At 32.6% G+C, this 18,000-nt stretch carries 15 protein-coding genes; 9 read left to right on the plus strand and 6 right to left on the minus strand.

Features of this window, described 5'->3' with window-relative positions:
• Positions 1–4 precede the first annotated feature (4 nt).
• A complete protein-coding gene (locus tag Q4Q40_RS07060) occupies positions 5–448 on the minus strand; it encodes an FKBP-type peptidyl-prolyl cis-trans isomerase (protein ID WP_303301082.1) in 444 nt (147 codons plus the stop codon).
• A 124-nt stretch (positions 449–572) separates the two neighbouring features.
• Between Q4Q40_RS07060 and Q4Q40_RS07065 the strand changes: the two genes are divergently transcribed.
• Positions 573–1,781, plus strand: coding sequence for a multidrug effflux MFS transporter (locus Q4Q40_RS07065; protein ID WP_303301083.1), 1,209 nt, complete (start codon positions 573–575; stop codon positions 1,779–1,781).
• 247 nt (positions 1,782–2,028) lie between these two features.
• Here the strand turns inward: Q4Q40_RS07065 and Q4Q40_RS07070 are convergent, their stop codons facing one another.
• A complete protein-coding gene (locus Q4Q40_RS07070) occupies positions 2,029–3,795 on the minus strand; it encodes an ABC transporter ATP-binding protein (RefSeq protein ID WP_303301084.1) in 1,767 nt (588 codons plus the stop codon).
• Positions 3,796–4,403: 608 nt separating this feature from the next.
• On the opposite strand from Q4Q40_RS07070, the gene Q4Q40_RS07075 reads away from it, so the two are divergent.
• The 4 genes from Q4Q40_RS07075 to Q4Q40_RS07090 all read left to right on the plus strand — a co-directional run bounded on the left by Q4Q40_RS07075 (position 4,404) and on the right by Q4Q40_RS07090 (position 8,452).
• The gene (locus tag Q4Q40_RS07075) at positions 4,404–4,904 is read left to right on the plus strand and encodes a tetratricopeptide repeat protein (RefSeq protein ID WP_303301085.1); all 501 of its coding nucleotides are present in this window, start codon (positions 4,404–4,406) and stop codon (positions 4,902–4,904) included.
• 219 nt (positions 4,905–5,123) lie between these two features.
• Positions 5,124–5,738, plus strand: a complete 615-nt coding sequence (locus tag Q4Q40_RS07080) for a fumarylacetoacetate hydrolase family protein (RefSeq protein WP_303301086.1) — start codon at positions 5,124–5,126, stop codon at positions 5,736–5,738.
• Positions 5,739–5,860: 122 nt separating this feature from the next.
• Complete coding sequence (locus Q4Q40_RS07085) at positions 5,861–7,777, plus strand: DUF294 nucleotidyltransferase-like domain-containing protein (RefSeq protein ID WP_303301087.1); 1,917 nt, start codon at positions 5,861–5,863, stop codon at positions 7,775–7,777.
• Positions 7,778–8,452: a 3'-5' exonuclease gene (locus Q4Q40_RS07090; protein ID WP_303301088.1), complete on the plus strand. Its 675-nt coding sequence runs from the start codon at positions 7,778–7,780 to the stop codon at positions 8,450–8,452.
• 32 nt (positions 8,453–8,484) lie between these two features.
• Here Q4Q40_RS07090 and acs read toward each other — a convergent pair whose 3' ends face one another.
• From acs to Q4Q40_RS07110, 4 genes are all read right to left on the minus strand, one after another.
• Entirely contained in the window at positions 8,485–10,392 is a 1,908-nt protein-coding gene (gene acs, locus Q4Q40_RS07095; protein WP_303301089.1) for an acetate--CoA ligase, read from the minus strand.
• A gap of 122 nt (positions 10,393–10,514) precedes the next feature.
• Positions 10,515–12,233: a sodium:solute symporter family protein gene (locus Q4Q40_RS07100; RefSeq protein ID WP_303301090.1), complete on the minus strand. Its 1,719-nt coding sequence runs from the start codon at positions 12,231–12,233 to the stop codon at positions 10,515–10,517.
• A complete protein-coding gene (locus Q4Q40_RS07105) occupies positions 12,223–12,480 on the minus strand; it encodes a DUF4212 domain-containing protein (RefSeq protein WP_303301091.1) in 258 nt (85 codons plus the stop codon). Before Q4Q40_RS07105 ends, Q4Q40_RS07100 begins: the two co-directional genes overlap by 11 nt.
• Before the next feature lie 314 nt (positions 12,481–12,794).
• Positions 12,795–14,153 (minus strand): alanine/glycine:cation symporter family protein, encoded by a 1,359-nt coding sequence (locus tag Q4Q40_RS07110; RefSeq protein WP_303301092.1) that lies wholly within the window; start codon positions 14,151–14,153, stop codon positions 12,795–12,797.
• Between the two features lie 102 nt (positions 14,154–14,255).
• On the opposite strand from Q4Q40_RS07110, the gene Q4Q40_RS07115 reads away from it, so the two are divergent.
• The 4 genes from Q4Q40_RS07115 to Q4Q40_RS07130 all read left to right on the plus strand — a co-directional run bounded on the left by Q4Q40_RS07115 (position 14,256) and on the right by Q4Q40_RS07130 (position 17,960).
• Entirely contained in the window at positions 14,256–15,344 is a 1,089-nt protein-coding gene (locus Q4Q40_RS07115) for a heparan-alpha-glucosaminide N-acetyltransferase domain-containing protein (protein WP_303301093.1), read from the plus strand.
• Between the two features lie 5 nt (positions 15,345–15,349).
• Positions 15,350–15,724: a TfoX/Sxy family protein gene (locus Q4Q40_RS07120; RefSeq protein WP_303301094.1), complete on the plus strand. Its 375-nt coding sequence runs from the start codon at positions 15,350–15,352 to the stop codon at positions 15,722–15,724.
• Positions 15,725–15,771: 47 nt separating this feature from the next.
• Positions 15,772–16,869 (plus strand): serine hydrolase domain-containing protein, encoded by a 1,098-nt coding sequence (locus tag Q4Q40_RS07125; RefSeq protein WP_303301095.1) that lies wholly within the window; start codon positions 15,772–15,774, stop codon positions 16,867–16,869.
• 305 nt (positions 16,870–17,174) lie between these two features.
• The gene (locus tag Q4Q40_RS07130) at positions 17,175–17,960 is read left to right on the plus strand and encodes a carbonic anhydrase (protein WP_303301096.1); all 786 of its coding nucleotides are present in this window, start codon (positions 17,175–17,177) and stop codon (positions 17,958–17,960) included.
• The last annotated feature ends 40 nt before the right edge of the window (positions 17,961–18,000 follow it).

The raw sequence follows: 18,000 nt of genomic DNA on the forward strand, positions 1-18,000 counted from the left end.
CTTTCTAATTTACAGAAATAAGACTAATATCAAAAATAAGAACAGCTCCCCCAGGAATACCTCTTATGCCATCATTACCATAACCCAAGTGAGACGGTACTAAAAGCTTACCACTCCCTCCTTCTTTAAAATAGGTAAAACCTTCTCTCCAACCTGCAATAAATCTATCTAAATCATATGTAAGAGAATCACTTTCGTCAAAAACACTTCCATTAGTAAAGTACCCTTTATATGCTACTGTAACATTAGAAGTTATAGTAGGCTGCTCTCCCGTTCCTTCTTCATCAATCACATAATAAAGTCCTGATACACTTTTCGTTGCATCCAAATTATTTTCAGCAATATAATCTGTGATTTCTTCATCATTTAAAGTAACATAATCTGGCACTTCATCTTTGCTACAAGAAACAAAAAGAGATAGTACTAAGGCAAGCATAACGCATTTCATAATTTATTTTTTTGTTGTAAATATATGAAACACATCTACGTTCTAAATAAAAAAAATCATAAAATTATGAATATCCTAACACTAAAACTTAATCTTAATAATTTATATGAACTACTTTTGCTTAATGCAAAAATCAAATAATAAATTCCAATTCGAATTTGTCGCATTAATGGCATCACTGATGTCTATTGTTGCTTTATCTATAGACGCATTATTACCTGCACTTCCAAAAATTGGAAATTATTTAGGTACGACGCATCCAAATGACAACCAATTACTAATTACCATGATTTTTTTAGGGTTGGGTGTTGGTCAACTTATCTTTGGTCCATTATCTGATAGCTTTGGTAGAAAACCTATTGTATATATAGGATTTACAGTATTTATAATTGCTAGTATTATTTGTGTGACCACCGAAAGCTTTGAAATGATGATTATTGGAAGGACGCTTCAAGGCATTGGATTATCGTCTCCAAGAACTTTAAGCATTGCTATTGTAAGAGATTCGTATAGTGGTGATTATATGGCCAAAATATTATCTATTGTAGTTATGGTTTTTATTTTAGTTCCTGTAATCGCTCCTACACTAGGGCTGTTCTTACTAAATTTTTATAATTGGGAATCTATATTTTACGTAAATTTAATATATGGCCTTTTAGTGATGATTTGGTTTTGGAAGCGACAACCCGAAACGTTACAAAAGGAAAAGCGTATAAAATTCTCATCGCATCAATTTATTAATGGCGCTAAGGAGTTTATCAAATATAAAGACGCTATTGCTTTTACACTTATTTCGGGGTTTATAACGGGGTCGTTTATGGTCTATTTAAGTACCTCGCAACAAATTTTTCAAGAGCAATATAACCTAGCAGACATGTTTCCTTATATTTTTGCAAGTTTGGCTATATCTATTGGATTGGCCACCTATTTAAATAGTGTGTTTGTTGTAAAATATGGTATGTGGCGTATTGCATACACGGCAACGGTAGCTTATGCTATTATATCTATTTTGTATATCGTTTTATTTTGGTCGGGAGAAAACCCAAGTATTGGAATCTTAATAAGCTTTTTTGCTTTACAATTCTTTGCTGTTGGTTTTGTTTTTGGAAACCTAAGAGCCTTGGCCATGCAACCACTGGGGCATATTGCTGGTATAGGGGCAGCTATTAATGGTTTTGTTTCTACAGTTATGGCGGTTCCAATAGCTAATTATATTGGTAGTTTTGTTAATGAGTCTGTATTACCGCTGTTTATTGGTTTTTCGGTTTTTGGTGTATTGTCTGTTTTTACTTTTATTCTTTTAAAAAAGAAAAAGAGCGTGTTGGCCATTTAATTTATTGTAAACCTGTGTTCGATGTAAGTAATGATCTTTTATAATGTTGATGTACCAAATAGAATGCCCTAAATAGTAGACTACCCTCGGCATATCCTTATTTTGCTGGTTTCATACCCAATCAAGTCGCCCACAAGGTTTTAACCTAAAAAGGTCAAAAAACAAAATTCTGTATTTAGACTCCTGTGAAAACGAATGACAATTTCAATGGAAATACCAAGGCAGATTCTAGGAGAATTCTTTTCAATTAAATCTTAGCTTGATACGTGTATAAATCATAATATCTACCATTTAAAGCAATCAACTCATCATGTGTACCGCGTTCTACTATATGACCTGCTTCAATAACTAGAATTTGATCTGCTTTTCTAATGGTACTTAATCGGTGTGCTATAACAATAGTCGTTCTGTTTTTAATTAATTCACCTAAACTTTTTTGTATTAAAGCTTCACTTTCGGTATCTAAACTAGAAGTAGCTTCATCTAAAATAATAATTTTTGGATCTGCTAAAATAGCACGTGCAATGGCCAACCGTTGTCGCTGTCCTCCAGATAACTTCACGCCTCGTTCCCCTATTAAAGTATCCAACCCTGCTTCAAAACGATCTGTAAATTCATTTACATAAGCAGCTTTAACAGCCTCTTGTAATTCCGTCGCTGTGGCATCTGGTCTTGGAAACATGATATTTTCTTTAATAGTGCCTTCAAATAAAAATTCATCTTGTAAAACAACTCCCAAATATTGACGATAGGTATTTAGTTTTACTTTTGATAAATCTTGATTATCTATAGTTACTTTACCTGATTTCGGGCTTAAAAACGTAGCAGATAAACCTGCAATAGTAGATTTACCCGAACCTGAACTACCAACTAATGCGGTAGTTGATCCTGCTGAAGCTTTAAAATTAATATGATGCAATACCTCTTTACCTGCTTCATAAGAAAATGATACATCATCAAAAGCAATGGCCCCTTTAATAGTATTTAATTCAATGGTTCTTTCTTTATCGTCTTCTTCCGCAGTCATATTCATGAGTTCCTCAGTTCTATCTAAACCTGCCAAAGCTTCTGTTAACTGACTTCCAATATTACTCATCTGTATTATAGGTGCAATCATAAACCCTAAAATAAGTGTGAAGAATAAAAACTCTCCTGTAGTCATATCCCCTTGTATCATATAATACCCGCCAATTCCCATAATACCTGTTGTTGCAACCCCAATTAAAAAGGTTGAAGAACTCGTCATAAAAGCAGTAGCAGTTAAACTCTTTTTTACATTCTGAAATAGTTTATCAACCCCTTTTTCAAAAATTTTATTTTCCTGTGCTTCGGCATTAAAGGCTTTAATAACACGAACACCTGCTAAAGTTTCGGTTAAGCGTCCTTTTACTTCTGCACTTATTTCCCCTCGATTTCTAAAAATTGGACGAATATATTTAAAAGCTCTAAGTGCAATGTATCCGAATATGGAAAGTGGGACAAACACAAAAAGCGTCATCCATGGGTTTAGTTTTATTAAAATGATCATAGACACAATCGCTGTAAAGGTACCTCCTACTAATTGTACTAATCCTGTGCCAATAAGGTTTCTCACACCTTCAACATCATTCATAATACGAGATACTAAAGCACCCGATTTAGTATTATCAAAAAAACTAATGGGTAATGAAAGCACTTTTTTCTGTACTTGAGCTCGTAACTCACTAATTAAATATTGCGCCTGTACACTTAGTATACGTGCGAGTAAAAACGATGTAACCGATTGTATTAAAATAGCACCTAAAACAATACCTATTAAATTATATAACAACCCTACATCTTTACTAGGTACTACATCATCTAACAACACTTTACTTTGCCAGGGCAAAATTAAACCAGACAAACTCCTAATAACTATTAAAATTAAACCAATAAATACTAGATTACGCCGTGGCCATATAATCGTTTTAAAAGCTTGCGTTATGGTTACTTTACTTTTCGTCTTTGCTTTTGGATTATTTTTGAAATGTTGCATTGCAATAATTTTAACCAATAGGATTGATTGCTAAATTAATCTTTGTCGCGATTAAAAACATCTGATCCAAAAAAATTAAATGTGTTTTTTAATAAAAAATACTCAATAAACTAATAATCAACACTTTACAAATAACAGCCTTTATTTTTTTATTTATACACACAAATTACTCATTATCAATATTTAACACATATAAGTAACGTTAAATAGTAAAAAAACGAAACCTAATTAAGATAAATTTGTTATCTTAACAGTCTCTCAAAACCTTCAAAGATCAAAACTAGAAAACTATTTATAAACACTTTCTGTTTAGCTAAAAAATTAGCATACAAAGTAATCATTTTACGGTCTAAATATGGTACACAAATGCTGCTCCAAACTCTATTGGTAGTGCACTATTCTTGTATCGTTTCTTCTAATAGAGACAATGATTGTGTTGAGTTTATTCTTAAAAGTAATCATGATAGGTACGGATAAGGCTAGAAAACAAGTATGAATACTCCAGGAGAATTCTAAAAATAACACCTCTCAGGTTGAACAAAAACTAAATAAAGTTCAAGTGTTATTACAAATATTTAATTGCTATTAAAAACATTAAAACTAAAATTATGGGACTATTTAACTTTTTATTTGGAAAAAAGAAAATAACCTTAGACGAGCTTAAAGTAAAGAACCAAGATTATATTTCTAAAAACCCTAAACCTAAAAATGAAGAAAATGCACTTATGAGACAAGCTTCAAGGATGCTTACTAGTGAAAATTTTAACGAATCTATTGAGCTTTATAAAAAACTTGCTGAAAATTATCCCCAAAAAAAGGGCTTGTATTTAAGTCAAATTGGAGCAGCATTTTACTTCCTGAACGATTTTGATAAAGCGATTGAATATTATTTAAAAGCAAAAAATGAAGGTGTCGATTCATATATGATAGATAATAATATTTGGGAAACTTGTAAAGCTATTTATTATAGTACTAATGATGACAAAACGATTGAAAGATATCTTGAATATTACCCTCATGGTAATTATGCAAAAAAAGCAAAAAAGATACTATCTAAAAAGCAAAAAAAGTGGGGTGTGTTTTTCAACCACAAAATGCAAAGAGTTTGAGCATCCAGAAATTCAATTTACTATAAACCTATCATATAACTAACTATTTGAAGAAACTGAAATCCTATTTCATAAATCATTCCAAAAATTGAAAGAAATTCAATACACTGTTTTATGTGCTAAAAAATACTTAAAATTCACTTTCAAAACGATGCAGTAGTCTGCTTAATTTATTACTTTTATTGGCTTAAATAAATCATTAAAAAGATAATATAAAAGATGAAAATTATAGGCATTGGTAAAAATTACGTAAGTGATAAAGCAGAAATTGAAACACTTAAAAACGGTGCTCAATTAATATTCACAAAACCAGAAAGCACATTAGTTACTAACAATAAAGATGTTGTATTCCCATCAATTACTAACGAATTAGTTTACGAAGTCGAATTAGTTGCTAAAATTGGTAAAACTGGGAAAGATATTACTATAGCAGATGCTGCTTCTTATATCTCTGAAATTGCTGTTGGAATAGACTATACTGCTAAAGATGTACTTAATGCCAGTAGGGCAAATAAAGGACCATGGGCCTTGGCTAAAGGTTTCGACGGTGCATCACCAATATCTAGTTTTAAGCCTATTTCTAATTTTCCAGAACTTAATAATATTAATTTTGATTTAGTTATAAATGGCGAACAAAAACAAGTTGGTAATACCGATTTTATGATTTATAATTTTAGTGAGATTATTAGCTTTGTTTCTAGCTTTATGACCTTAGTTCCAGGAGACTTAATTTTTACAGGAACACCTGCTTTAGGTGCTGGTCAAACTTTTAAAGGGGATCATTTGCAAGCATCTATCGAAGGTGAATTATTGCTAGATTTTAAAATGATCTAATAAAAGATATTAAATCTAGCCCCCACTAAATACAAAACAAGTTCAACAGAGGAAGTTGGATTAGCCTACCACGCCATAAGTGTGGACTAATAAACTATAAATACAAAAAATAGAGATGTTTCATGAAAAATTCTATAGCAGAACGTGTTGGTGATTTTTTAAAAGGCTATCCGCCTTTTAATATGCTCTCCTATAAAACCCTGTTACGAATTGCTACAGAGGTTACCATAACCTATTTAGAAAAAGGGGACACTCTATTTAAAAAGAACGACGCCTGTCATGACAATTTTTATATTGTACGAGACGGCGCCATAAATTTGTATTACAGTCATGACGATGTTAAGAACATTATGAATATTCATGATACTGGTGATGTTTTTGGGTTGCGTCCACTCATAACTAAAGAACCTTATAAGCTTACCGCTACTGCCAACGAAGAATCTATTGTTTACGCGATACCCATTACCGTTTTTCAATCGGCAACAGATAAAAGTAACAAAATTCAGAAATATTTAATTACTGCATTTGCGTCCAATGCTTTCGATTCTTATACAGCAGAAGAAACGGGTCGGATTTTTGTTGATTATTTACCTAACACTTCTCAAGAGATCGTAAATTTTCAAACGGCTAATTATACAAAGTCTCCTATTACTTGCTCTGTGGAATCGTCTTTAAAAGAGGCTGCAAAAAAAATGAGCGATCATAAAATTGGTTGTATAGTGGTAATTGATGATGCAAAAAAACCAGTAGGTATTATTACCAATAGTGATATTAAAAATAAGATAGCCACCGGTTTATTCCCTATTGAAACCTCAGTAACTAATATTATGACTTCGCCTGTAATGACGAGTAAAAAGGGATTAACTATAGCAGATGGCCAATTGCAAATGATTAAACACAGTATTGGACATTTATGTATAACTAAAGATGGCACAGTTAATTCTAAACTTATTGGAGTTTTAACCCATCATGATGTTTTGGTTACTTTAGGTAACAATCCTACAGTGATACTTAAAGAGATAAAACGAGCAAAACGGACTAAAAAATTACGGGCAGCCAGACTTAAAGGAAGCGTTTTATTAAGAAGTTATATAGAACAAAACATACCTATATCTCACATTACAAATGTGATTTCTCAAATTAATGATGCTGTTACGATTCGTGCTATCGAATTGGCTCTTAAAAAAATGCCTACAGCACCTCCAGTACCTTTTTCTTGGTTGGCATTGGGGAGTCAAGGACGTAATGAGCAGTTACTTTTTACCGATCAGGATAATGCTTTAGTATTTGAAGATGTCCCAGAAAATCAATATGCAGAAACTCAATCCTATTTTTTAGGACTCTCAAAATTAGTTACCATCACTTTAAATAAAATTGGGTTTGAACATTGTAAAGCCGACATGATGGCAAACAATCCCGAATGGTGTAAATCTTTAACAGAATGGAAAACTCAATTCAAAAATTGGATTTTAAAACCCGATGAAAAAGCTGTTTTATTGTCTTCTATATTTTTTGATTATAACCACGTTTACGGAAATAAAGAATTAGTTAAAGATCTTACAGATACTATTTATACCACTTTAGAAAAAACAGATTTATTTTATAAATTTTTAGGTCGTGATGCTATTAAAAGCCCTTCGCCTCTTGGTTTTTTCAGACAATTTTTAGTAGAACAAAACGGTGATAAAAAGGAGCTTTTTAATATTAAAAGCAGAGCATTAATGCCGCTTATTGACGCAGCCAGGATTCTTATTTTAATCAAGCGAATAAGAGATGTTAATAATACTTCTGAACGTTTTGAAAAATTAGCAGAACTAGAGCCTAACAATAAAGAGTTATACCAGTCGTGCTCTTATGCTTTTAAAGCGCTATCTAAATTTAAAACCAAACAAGGTTTATTACATGATAATTCTGGTAAACTTATCGATCTGGAAACCTTAACTAAAGAAGAAAAGTTAAAACTAAGACGTTGCTTTAAGCCTATCCAAGCGATTCAAGAAATTCTAAAAATTAGATTTGATTTAAAAAACTTTATCTAAATGATTCTTAAATGGTTCCATAAAAAGAAAAAAGAATATCCAGACTTTTGGGTTGATTATATTGATCATTTTAAAACTCCCAATAAGAATCCCATTGAAGCCACTCGCTTTATTGCTTTTGATACCGAAACTACTGGTTTCGACAAAAAAAAAGATAGAATCCTATCTATTGGTGCAGTCTCTTTTATTGGTAAATCTATTCAAGTTAATCATAGTTTAGAACTTTATTTAGAGCAAGAGGTTTTCAATCCTGAAACCGTTAAGATTCATGGATTAATGCGAAAGGGGTCTTTAGAAAAAGTAACCGAACTTGAAGCCATTAAACTATTTTTAGCCTACATAAAAAATGCTATTTTAATAGCCCATCATGCTAATTTTGATAAAGTTATGGTGAATGAAATGCTATTAAGACATGGACTTGGTAAACTAAAAAACAAATTTATTGATACGGGTCATTTGTTTAATAAATCGAAACATATTATTTATCGTGAGAGTTTAAAAACACATTACACATTAGACGATTTATGTAAAGAACTTAATGTACCTAAGGTAGATAGACATACTGCCAATGGCGATGCTCTAATAACGGCTATTATATTTCTAAAAATTCTATCACGATTAGATATACAAAAAAAACTGCAATGGAAATATTTACTTAATGAAGAAATAATTTAAGCTTCTTCATTAAGTAAACACTTCAAACTATACTATAATACGTTATCCATAATATCTTGAACAACTTCTGGATTTAAAAGTGTACTGGTATCTCCTAAATTGCTAGTATCTTTACAGGCTATCTTTCTTAATATACGTCGCATAATCTTCCCAGATCGTGTCTTTGGTAAACCTTGTGTGAACTGTATTTTATCTAACTTAGCTATCGGACCTATATGCTCAGTAATAATTTGATTGATCTCTTTACGTAAATTGCTTTGGTCTCTACTTTCACCAGTATCTTTTAATATTACATAACCATACAAAGCATTTCCTTTCACATCATGCGGAAAACCTACTATGGCAGATTCTACTACTGCAGGGTGCTCATTTATAGCATCTTCTATAGGTGCTGTACCTAAATTATGTCCTGAAACTATAATCACATCATCTACCCTTCCTGTGATTCTATAATACCCAACTTCGTCTCTTAACGCGCCATCTCCAGTAAAGTATTTGTTTTCATAAGCAGAAAAATAGGTGTCTTTATAACGCTGATGATTCCCCCAAATGGTTCTAGCCATAGAAGGCCATGGGAATTTAACACACAGTCTTCCATCTACTTGATTTCCTTTTAACTCTTGCCCATTTTCATCCATTAAAGCAGGTTGAATTCCTATAAAAGGTAATGTGGCATAAGTTGGTTTAGTAGGAGTAACAAACGGAATAGGGCTTATCATTATTCCACCAGTTTCAGTTTGCCACCAAGTATCCACTATCGGACTATTCTTTTTCCCTATATTATCATTGTACCAATGCCATGCCTCTTCATTTATGGGTTCCCCTACAGAACCTAAAACTTTTAATGATGATAAATCGTATTTCTCTATTAGATCTACCCCTTGCTTAGCAAGTGCACGTATAGCTGTTGGTGCTGTATAAAACTGATTTACTTTATGTTTTTCTACAATCTCCCAAAAACGACCAAAGTCTGGATAGCTTGGTACGCCTTCAAATAGTACTGTTGTAGCACCGTTTGCTAATGGACCATAAACGATATAACTGTGTCCTGTAATCCAACCAATATCTGCAGTACACCAATATACATCATTTTCTCTGTATTGAAATACATTCTTAAAGGTATAGGCAGTATACACCATATAACCTCCTGTGGTGTGTACCATTCCTTTGGGTTGCCCTGTAGATCCAGAGGTATATAATATAAATAACGGATCTTCAGCGTCCATAATTTCAGCGTCACAGGCTGTTGAAGCTTCGTCTAAAAGAGGTTGCAACCATTTGTCACGCCCTGCCTTCATTTCTATTTCTGAATGAATACGTTTAGCGACTAATACAGTTTCAATTCCTGGGCTACTTAATAAGGCTTCATCTACGATACTTTTTAAGTCTATAGTTTTAGCGCCTCTATAAGAACCATCGCTGGTTATTACTATTTTACAATCGCTATCATTAATTCTTTTAGATAAGGCTGTGGATGAAAACCCTGCGAATACTACAGAATGTATCGCTCCTATTCTAGCACATGCTAATACAGCTATAGCTAATTCAGGAATCATCGGTAAATACACACATACACGATCTCCTTTTTTAATTCCCTGACCTTTTAATACGTTCGCAAATTTATTGACACGTTCGTATAATTGGTTATAGGTTATATGTTCTGCTGGATCTTTTGGATCATTAGGTTCAAATAATATAGCGGTTTTATCACCACGAGTCGCTAAATGCCTATCAATACAGTTTTCCGTAATGTTTAATTGGGCACCTTCAAACCATTTAATTTCAGGTTTATTAAAATCCCAACTCAATACATTATCCCATTTTTTTTGCCACTGAAAATGCTCTTCTGCAACTTCTTCCCAAAAATTTTCAGGTTCTCTTATAGATTTTCTATAAACTTGATAGTACTCTTCTAAATGTTTTATGTGATAATTACTCATTTAATTTTAGTGTTTTTTTTGTAAAAGTAGAAAAAATAAGTAATAATTAGTTAATTACTCTTAAAATGTGCTCGAGCACTATTATTTTTATTTTAATGTAATAAGCTGAAATTTTCTACAAATTAATGTGTTGCCGCCCCTGCTCCGCTCGGTATTCTAATCTTCTCAACAATCTCTTGTACATCTTTGGGAGTTTCAGGTGTAAATTTCATAATCACAATAGAGACAACAAAATTTATAATCATGGCTACGGTGCCAAATCCTTCGGGTGAAATTCCAAACCACCAATCGGCTTTTGTGCCGCCGCCAAACCAACCAAACTTAAATTTGGTCATATAGAAAAGCATTAATAAAATTCCGATTACCATACCAGCAATGGCGCCTTCTTTATTCATTTTCTTATAAAAAATCCCTAAAATAATAGCTGGAAAAAACGAGGCTGCCGCTAAACCAAAAGCTAAAGCTACTGTTGCAGCAACAAAGCCTGGTGGATTAATACCAAAATAACCTGCAATGCAAACTGCTACAACTGCAGATAAACGTGCTGCAATTAATTCTCCCTTTTCAGAAATTTTTGGGTTTATCATTTTTTTTATTAAATCGTGAGAAACCGAAGCAGAAATCACTAATAATAATCCTGCTGCTGTTGAAAGAGCTGCTGCTAATGCTCCTGCAGCTACTAAAGCAATAATCCAGTCTGGTAATTTAGCTATTTCTGGGTTTGCTAAAACCATAATATCTTTGTCTACAAACAATTCATTTTTAGACTCATCTGCAACATATTGAATGAGCCCATCATTATTTTTATCTGTAAACTTAATTAATTCTGTAGTTTCCCATTTTTTAAACCATTCGGGGACATTAGCGTAAGGTTTATTTGAAACGGTTTCAATCATATTTGTTCTTGCAAACACCGCCACTGCTGGCGCTGTGGTATACAAGATAACGATTAAGAGCAAAGCTATACCTGCAGATTTTCTGGCATCTCTAACCCGTTTTACTGTAAAAAACCGAACAATAACATGTGGTAATCCTGCTGTTCCAACCATTAAAGCTAATGTTATTGCAAAAATATCAATTGTAGATTTTGAGCCTTCGGTATATTCATTAAAACCTAAATCGGTGCTTAATCCATCTAATTTATCTAATAAATAGGTTCCAGAACCATCGGCTAATTGACTACCAAAACCTAATTGTGGTATTGGATTCCCTGTCATTTGAATGGATATAAAAATTGCAGGTACCATAAACGCAAAAATAAGGACACAATACTGAGCAACTTGGGTATAGGTAATACCTTTCATACCTCCTAAAACGGCATAAAATAATACAATTATCATCCCTATAATAACACCTGTGTTAATGTCTACTTCTAAAAAACGAGAAAACACTAATCCTACACCTCTCATTTGACCAGCTACATATGTAAACGATACTATAAGTGCACAAATAACACCTACTAAACGTGCTGTGTTAGAATAGTAACGGTCTCCAATAAAATCGGGAACCGTAAATTTTCCAAATTTTCTTAAATAGGGCGCTAGTAATAATGCTAAAAGCACGTAACCTCCTGTCCACCCCATTAAATATACGGCTCCATCATAGCCATCAAAAGAAATGATCCCTGCCATGGAAATAAATGACGCAGCACTCATCCAATCGGCTGCGGTAGCCATGCCATTTGCTAATGGAGAAACACCGCCTCCTGCAACATAAAACTCTTTTGTAGACCCAGCTCGAGCCCAAATAGCAATACCTATATATAATGTAAATGTAATACCTACTAAAACGTATGTCCAATTTTGAACTCCAAACCCTTCAACCAACAAACTATGCATCATAACCGTATTTCTTATCAAGTTTATTCATTAAACGAACGTACACAAATATTAAAATAACAAACACATACATAGAACCTTGTTGTGCAAACCAGAAGCCTAGTTTAAAACCTCCTATTCTAATGGTATTTAACTCGTCTTTAAACAGAATTCCTGCGGCAAATGAAACCATAAACCATATAGCTAATAGAATTAAAACATATCTAATGTTTTCTTTCCAATATGCTTTTGCATTCGATTTTTCTGACATATATTTGAAATTTAAAAAATTTAACGCGTGAAGATATAAATTGATAATTTAAAAACTTATTGTTTTCAAAAATACTTTTTCTTTAATTTTTTAACATAAATAATATGGATATGTATTTTTCTACAAAATCAATCACAATCAAAATATTTAAATCAACTTGGTGGATAACATAATAATATTTTTGATTTTATTTTCGATTTAAATGTAACTTCCTCAATCGCTGCCGATAAGAAAATTTCATTTCCTTATTTATAGTCATATTCTTTTCCTTTGCAAATAATAACGCCTTCTCCAAAATAAATAACTGCGCATATTTATTTTTTAAATTTTATATAAATTTTAAATGCTTTAATAACCTTAGGCGCCAAAATAAGCGTCGCTATCATTGTGGGAATAGCCATTAAAGCAAAAACACCATCAATTAAGTTCAACATCATACTAAATGGTGTTGTAGCTGCTAAAATGATACTCAAAATATAGATATAATTATAATAGTGCTTGTTATCTGCACCTATTAAAAACGACATACATTTTGTACCATAGTAAGCGTATGAAAACAATGAGGATATGCTAAAAACTAATACACAAATCATTAGTAAATAGGAACCATAAACTGGCATAGTACTACTAAAAGCAGATGCCGTTAAACTCACGCCATTATCCGTTGTTGTTTCCCAAACACCTGTTACCAAAATAGCTAAAGCAGTTAGTGTACAAACTATTAGCGTATCTATTGCAGGGCCCAACATAGCTACCAAACCTTCTCGTACGGGTTCGTTTGTTTTTGCAGCACCATGTGCCATAGGAGCTGTACCAATACCTGCTTCATTTGAAAATGCACCTCGACGGATCCCTAATAAAATCAATGCGCCCAGAACACCTCCCAAAAACGGATCGCCACTATAATTTTTTGCCGCAAATGCATCAGTGAAAATCATATAGAAGTATTTAGGGACTAACTCATAATTCGAAATTAAAATAATAAGTATCAAAACAAAATACAATAATACCATAGATGGTACCATTTTAGAAGCCGCATTACTAATACGTTTTAACCCTCCCAGAATAATTACCGAGGTTAATGACACTAAAACAAAAGCAATAATTAAATTAGAACTTAAACCAACGGCAACACCATTGGGGATTAATATAATATCGTTTATTGCTTGTGTTAATTGATTAACATTAACGACTGGTAAAGCCCCAATCATCCCGAAAAAACTAAACATAATAGCCAAAGGTTTCCACGACTTCCCCAAACCTTCCATAATAAAATACATAGGACCACCTTGTAATTCACCATGACTATCTTTTCCGCGGTACATCACTGCTAAAGTGGATGTAAAAAACTTGGTAGACATCCCCACAACAGCACTTACCCACATCCAAAACATAGCGCCAGGACCGCCAACAGAAATAGCAACAGCCACACCAGCTATATTCCCCATGCCTATGGTAGATGATAAAGCGGTTGTTAAGGCTTTAAAATGACTTATTTGCCCAGGATCGTTAGGATCATCATACTTACCACGTAATACCTGAATAGCATGACCTAAATATCGAAATGGCAAAAATTTTGATAAAATTAAAAGATATAATCCGCCACCAATAAGCAAAATAACCAATGGTAGCCCCCAGGCATAATTCGAAAAAGCCTTAATTAATTCATCCATTTAGAAGTTTTCGTTGTAATTATTTTATAAATATATCGATTTCAATTTATCCCCGTTTAAATAATTAAAAGTATATTTAGGCACAACCAATTTCAACCACTCTTGCAACCAAACCGTTTGTATTTTATCGATGCTGTTAGAGCATTTGCCATCTTAATGATGCTCCAAGGGCATTTTATCGACACGTTAATAGACCCCATTTTTAGAGACCCCAACAATATAATTTATAATATATGGTCTTATTTTAGGGGTATTACTGCCCCTGTTTTTTTTACCATTTCTGGGTTGGTTTTCGCCTACCTCCTATTACGTGCGCATGCCAAAGGTGATGATCAACCACGAATAAAAAAAGGATTTTTCAGAGGTCTATTACTTATTGGCATTGGCTACAGTTTACGTATTAATTTAGTGAGTTGGTTTTGTGGCTATTTTAGTTCTTATTTTTTTGTGATTGATGTATTACAATGCATCGGCTTTTCACTTATTATTTTGGTTAGTTTACACATTTTATTTAAACATTTTAGCTATCTATTTTCTATTATTCTATTTTCAATAGGATGTTTATGTTTTGTTGCCGAACCTTTATATAGAGATTTAATTATAGATAATTTACCGCTTCCCATTGCTAATTATATGACCAAGGCTAATGGTTCTATCTTTACAATTTTACCTTGGTTTGGGTATTCTGCTTTCGGCGCTTTTATCTCTACAGTATTTTTTAGGCATGCCCACCGCAATCGTTTTAAACCATATACCATTATGACTTTTTTCGTAACTGGATATTTACTTATATACCATTCCACATGGACATTGTTAGAACTACACTATATTACAGATATTGAGCTATTAAAACAAAGTGCCAATTATAATTATCTGTTTATACGTCTGGGTAATGTGCTAATACTTTTTGGTCTCTTTTATGCTTTGGAACGTTTTTTAAAACAATCCATAATTGCAAGAATAGGAGAAAAAACCTTATCTATTTATGTAATCCATTTTATAATACTTTTTGGAAGTTATACAAGTTACGGATTGAAACGATTTTTAAAGCTATCTTTAAATCCTACTGAAGCTATTTTTGGTGCCATACTATTTGTTTTAGTAGTTTGCTTTATATCATTTCATTATGCAAAAACCAATACATTTGTATATAATATGGTCCGTAGATTAATAAACCGATTTAAAAATTAATATTTATGGCTTATGACGAATATTTAGCCGATAGAATTCGGCGGCAATTAAAAGAAAAAAAAACGCATTTTACCGAACTAAAAATGATGGGTGGTTTATGTTTTAAAGTAGACAACAAAATGCTTTGTGGCATCCATATTGATAAAAAATATGGCGATAGCTTATTAATGGCGCGCATAGGCGAATCTGTTTATAAAACAGAACTCGAAAAATCACAGTGTTTACCCATGGATTTCACTGGACGCCCCATGAGAGGTTATATTTTTGTAACACCAGAAGGGTTTGATACCGAAGATGATTTATCGTATTGGTTAGACCTATGTATTAATTTTAACCCATTAGCTAAAGCCAGCAAACCCAAAAAAAAGAAAGCTAAATAGTTCTTTTTCGACAAAAGCACTTTTAATACTATGTTATAAAATAATTTATGCGATCTTATTTTAATATTTTAATTATTGCCTTATTCCTCGCCATTGGAACAAAAAGCACGAGTCAGAATATAAAACATCCTAAATATGAAGCTGCTATATTTGAAGCACACCGTATTATAGATTCTCTACAACAAAAACAACATATTCCAGGAATAGATATAGCAATTTCCATTAACGGAACTATGATATGGTCTGAAGGCTTCGGGTTTGCAGATTTAGAACACCTGACTCCTGTAAAATCTGGAACAACCCTTTTTAGAATTGGTAGTGTATCAAAACCATTAACAGCCTTAGCTTTAGGGAAGCTAATGGAAGCTGACAAATTAAATTTAGATGCAACCATTCAAACCTATGTGCCTTATTTTCCAGAAAAGAAACACCCTATAACTGTTAGGCAAATTGCTGGACATATAGCTGGTATTAGACATTATAGAAATAAAGAATACCTTTTGGCTAAAAAATATAATACGGTTAAATCTGGTTTAACCATTTTTGAAAATGATTCTTTACTGTTTGCTCCTGGAGACCGTTTCTCCTATTCATCGTATGGCTTTAATTTGTTAAGTGCTGCTGTAGAAGGAGCTAGTGGTAATTCTTTTTTAGATTTTATGCAGCAAGAGGTGTATTCAAAATTAGATATGACCGCTACTTTTGCTGATAAGAATGAAAGCATAATATTGAACCGAAGCTCCTTTTATCAAATTGATTCTTTAAATAAAATCCAAAATGCCACTTATGTAGACAACAGCTATAAATGGGCTGGTGGCGGTTTTATCTCCACCACACACGATCTTATAAAATTTGGAAATGCTATGATTGAAGCGCAATTCCTTTCTAAAAAAACGATTAAAGAACTAACGACTTCACAAAAATTAACAAACGGAAAAAAGACAGGATATGGTATAGGTTGGGGTATTATTAAAAAGAAAAAACTAAAAGGTTTCGGACATAATGGTGGCTCTGTAGGTGGTATCACAAAATTTGATATTTACCCAAAAGAACAGCTTGTTGTTGTCGCCTTATCTAATTCTTCTAATGTTGATTATGGGGATGTTATTGATAGAATTGTAACTCTTTTTATAAAAACCAACTAAGTTTTTATTGCCTCCTTTTCCTCTTGTATTATTGTTCATATTTTTTAGTCTCAACTATATTTAAAAGGATATTATTTAGCGCATGTCATTTTTCTGTTTTTAAAAAATTTTAACACGAACCAGTCTGTTGGCTGGCAGGTTTCACGAATTCAGAATACGCCAATAGCTTAAAAATTATACTTCAAATCCCGAAAACGAAATAGTTAATAACTTTAAAATCAATATGACCAAAACCTAACTTTTGTTAGGTTTTAAAATGATACGATATATAATTTTGTATTACATAATGACCAAACACTTATATTATGAATACGAAAATCACCTTACTATTGAGTATGGTTTTAATAGTTAGCTTATCTTGTAATAATTCTAAAAAGAATGCACACGAAAATTCTAAAGAGCACGAACATCACTGGAGTTATTCTGGGGAAACATCACCAGAACATTGGATAGAAATTGAGAAGAATTCTAATTGTGATGGTAAACACCAATCACCAATTAATATTATTCATAAAAATGTAGACTCTGTAAAAATTCAGGAAGACCTAAAAATACAATACACGCCAGTAACGCTTATAAGTGAAGTTAAAAATAACGGACACTCCATACAATTTGATTTTGAAGCAGGCGATTCTATAAACTACAAAAACGAAACATATTATTTAAAACAAATACATTTTCATGAACCCTCAGAGCATAAAATAAATGGGGTTATCTACCCTATTGAAATGCATTTGGTACATGTTAGCAAAGCTGGAAAAGTTACCGTTTTAGGGCTTTTAGGTGAAGAGGGCGATGACAGTCAATTATTCGAGTTCTTTGAAAGCTTTTTACCAATTGAGGAAGGTGCAGTAAAAGACATTCATCAAAAAATTGATCTCTCAAGTTTGTTTTTAGAAGCCAAGCACTATTACTCTTATGGAGGCTCGTTAACTACACCTCCTTGTACTGAACAGGTGAATTGGATTGTATTTAAAGAACCTATTATTTTATCGGTTGAAGAAGTTTTGAAACTTAAAAATAATATGCCGATTAATAATTATCGTAATGAGCAACCTTTAAACGAACGGGTTGTTACGTATCATTTTTAGTATAAATAATTAAAAACTTCTAATATTTATAGATTAAATT

The organism is Flavivirga jejuensis, assembly GCF_030540765.1.
Taxonomy (GTDB): Bacteria; Bacteroidota; Bacteroidia; order Flavobacteriales; family Flavobacteriaceae; genus Flavivirga; species Flavivirga jejuensis.

Excerpts from the sequence above, each read along its gene's own strand:
- Q4Q40_RS07060 (WP_303301082.1), bottom strand. The coding sequence starts at position 448 with ATGAAATGCGTTATGCTTGCCTTAGTACTATCTCTTTTTGTTTCTTGT.
- Q4Q40_RS07065 (WP_303301083.1), top strand. The coding sequence starts at position 573 with ATGCAAAAATCAAATAATAAATTCCAATTCGAATTTGTCGCATTAATG.
- Q4Q40_RS07070 (WP_303301084.1), bottom strand. The coding sequence starts at position 3,795 with ATGCAACATTTCAAAAATAATCCAAAAGCAAAGACGAAAAGTAAAGTA.
- Q4Q40_RS07075 (WP_303301085.1), top strand. The coding sequence starts at position 4,404 with ATGGGACTATTTAACTTTTTATTTGGAAAAAAGAAAATAACCTTAGAC.
- Q4Q40_RS07080 (WP_303301086.1), top strand. The coding sequence starts at position 5,124 with ATGAAAATTATAGGCATTGGTAAAAATTACGTAAGTGATAAAGCAGAA.
- Q4Q40_RS07085 (WP_303301087.1), top strand. The coding sequence starts at position 5,861 with ATGAAAAATTCTATAGCAGAACGTGTTGGTGATTTTTTAAAAGGCTAT.
- Q4Q40_RS07090 (WP_303301088.1), top strand. The coding sequence starts at position 7,778 with ATGATTCTTAAATGGTTCCATAAAAAGAAAAAAGAATATCCAGACTTT.
- acs (WP_303301089.1), bottom strand. The coding sequence starts at position 10,392 with ATGAGTAATTATCACATAAAACATTTAGAAGAGTACTATCAAGTTTAT.
- Q4Q40_RS07100 (WP_303301090.1), bottom strand. The coding sequence starts at position 12,233 with ATGATGCATAGTTTGTTGGTTGAAGGGTTTGGAGTTCAAAATTGGACA.
- Q4Q40_RS07105 (WP_303301091.1), bottom strand. The coding sequence starts at position 12,480 with ATGTCAGAAAAATCGAATGCAAAAGCATATTGGAAAGAAAACATTAGA.
- Q4Q40_RS07110 (WP_303301092.1), bottom strand. The coding sequence starts at position 14,153 with ATGGATGAATTAATTAAGGCTTTTTCGAATTATGCCTGGGGGCTACCA.
- Q4Q40_RS07120 (WP_303301094.1), top strand. The coding sequence starts at position 15,350 with ATGGCTTATGACGAATATTTAGCCGATAGAATTCGGCGGCAATTAAAA.
- Q4Q40_RS07125 (WP_303301095.1), top strand. The coding sequence starts at position 15,772 with ATGCGATCTTATTTTAATATTTTAATTATTGCCTTATTCCTCGCCATT.
- Q4Q40_RS07130 (WP_303301096.1), top strand. The coding sequence starts at position 17,175 with ATGAATACGAAAATCACCTTACTATTGAGTATGGTTTTAATAGTTAGC.